At 60.3% G+C, this 277-nt stretch carries 1 protein-coding gene; it reads right to left on the bottom strand.

The window, feature by feature from the left end; all coding sequences use genetic code 11:
* Window positions 1–132: 132 nt before the first annotated feature.
* The gene (locus AC0L3J_RS38055) at window positions 133–273 is read right to left on the bottom strand and encodes a L,D-transpeptidase (protein WP_473350561.1); all 141 of its coding nucleotides are present in this window, start codon (window positions 271–273) and stop codon (window positions 133–135) included.
* Window positions 274–277: the final 4 nt, after the last annotated feature.

The following is a 277-nucleotide window of genomic DNA, read 5'->3' as shown; positions in this document are numbered from 1 at the left end:
CCTCGCAGGCCATCTGAACGACTTCGGGATGAATAGTTCGATCTGCCTGAGGTTTGGTTCCCGTTAGTCGTGCGCCGCCTCGAAGCATTCACAGCGGCTTTCGTCATCTTTCTCGGCCAGCAAGCCAGACGCTCAACCTGGGCCAGCGACGAATTCCACGGGCGTGCCTTTCGATACTTGGGCGGCGACGCGCTCAGCGTCCCAGTTCGTAAGACGCACGCAGCCGTGCGATTCCGCTTTCGAAACCTTTCCCGGTTCGGGCGTGCCATGGATCCCA

Source organism: Bradyrhizobium sp. Kon37 (genome assembly GCF_055807535.1).
This window is presented reverse-complemented; position numbering and strand designations above follow the sequence as displayed.